This is a genomic window from Microbacterium sp. Bi128, from assembly GCF_918698205.1.
In genome coordinates this window covers 1-1338 of the sequence record NZ_CAKKMM010001385.1, presented here as the reverse complement: position 1 = coordinate 1338, position 1338 = coordinate 1, and the positions used below count along the sequence as shown (strand labels likewise).

Annotated in this window: 2 protein-coding genes and 1 pseudogene; 2 read left to right on the top strand and 1 reads right to left on the bottom strand. The window is 68.0% G+C overall.

The window, feature by feature from the left end; all coding sequences use genetic code 11:
* On the top strand, positions 1-427 hold a 427-nt coding region (locus LQV45_RS33020), incomplete at its 5' end, for a PLP-dependent transferase (RefSeq protein WP_230011884.1).
* On the top strand, positions 427-921 hold the full coding sequence (locus LQV45_RS33015) for a CoA-binding protein (protein ID WP_230011882.1): 495 nt from the start codon (positions 427-429) through the stop codon (positions 919-921). The genes LQV45_RS33020 and LQV45_RS33015, both read left to right, overlap by 1 nt.
* A gap of 145 nt (positions 922-1066) precedes the next feature.
* Here LQV45_RS33015 and LQV45_RS33010 read toward each other — a convergent pair.
* Positions 1067-1338: pseudogene (locus LQV45_RS33010) on the bottom strand (hypothetical protein); the annotation flags it as partial.

The following is a 1338-nucleotide window of genomic DNA, read 5'->3' as shown; positions in this document are numbered from 1 at the left end:
CGAATGGCTGGAAGCGGACGAGCGCGTGGCCTACGTGAACTTCTCCGGCCTGCCCTCGCACCCGCACTTCGAGCGGGCGCAGAAGTACCTGCCGCTGGGTCCGGGCTCGGTGTTCTCGTTCGGCGTCAAGGGCGGCCGGGCCGCGGGGCAGAAGTTCATCGAGTCCCTGCAGCTGGCCTCACACCTGGCCAATGTGGGCGACTCCCGGACCCTGGTCATCCACCCCGGGTCCACCACCCACCAGCAACTGAGCCCCGAACAGCTCGAGGCGGCAGGTGTCCCCGAGGACCTGGTCCGCATCTCCGTGGGCCTCGAGGACATCGATGACATCCTCTGGGACCTGGACCAGGCACTGGACGCCGCCTCGGAAGCAGCAGCCCCGGATGCATCCGCAGAGGCTGAAGCCTGCACGATCGGAGCGAACTGATGAGTGTTGAAGAACGGACCTGGACCGGCCCCTCGGCGCCGGAGCGCCTGAACCTGCTGCGGCAGGCGAAGTCGATCGCGATTGTGGGCGCATCGGACAAGCCCTCGCGCGCGAGCTATTTCGTGGCCACCTATCTGCAGTCCTCCACCCGGTACAAGGTCTATTTCGTGAACCCGGTGGTGAAGGAAATCCTGGGTCAGCCGACGTATCCGTCGCTCGCGGACCTGCCGGAAAGCCCGGACATTGTGGACGTGTTCCGCAAGCACGGCGACTTGCCCGGCGTCCTGGACGAGGCCATTGCCGCCGGCGCCAAGACCCTCTGGCTGCAACTGGGCTCCTGGCACGAGGACGTTGCCAAGGAGGCCGAGGCCGCCGGACTCGACGTCGTGATGGACCGCTGCGTGAAGATTGAGCATGCCCGGTTCCACGGCGGCCTGCACCTTGCCGGATTCGACACCGGCGTCATCTCTTCGAAGCGGCAGGTCCTGGCCTAAACAGCAGGAACAGCCCAACTCGAGCCGCCGCGAACCAACCCCCCCGCCAACCAACCCGTTGCGCTATCACTTTGGGTCGTTCTGAGCGCTCAGAACCGCCCTAAGTGATAGCTCAACCGGGTTAACAAAGGGCTTTAAGGTCGGCTTATGGCTGGCCGGGCGCCTTGGTCGGAACGACGCCCGGCAGGGTTGGCGTGATGTGGCCCGGAACTCGCGGCAGATCCTTGCCTGCGTTTCCGCCGCCGCCCGGAAGGTCGGGTGATCCGGGCAGCCCCGGCGCCCCGGGCCGCTGCCCGGGGGTCGGCAGGATGCCGTCGCGGCCGACGGCGGGCGGCGTGGCGGGGGGCGCGTGTCCGGCCGCCGGGGCGCCCGGGGCGCTGGAACTGCTGGGCGTCGATGCTCCGGACGGGTCAGCAC

What these genes read in the sequence shown, in the direction of transcription:
- LQV45_RS33015 (WP_230011882.1), top strand. Translation starts at nt 427, where the DNA reads ATGAGTGTTGAAGAACGGACCTGGACCGGCCCCTCGGCGCCGGAGCGC.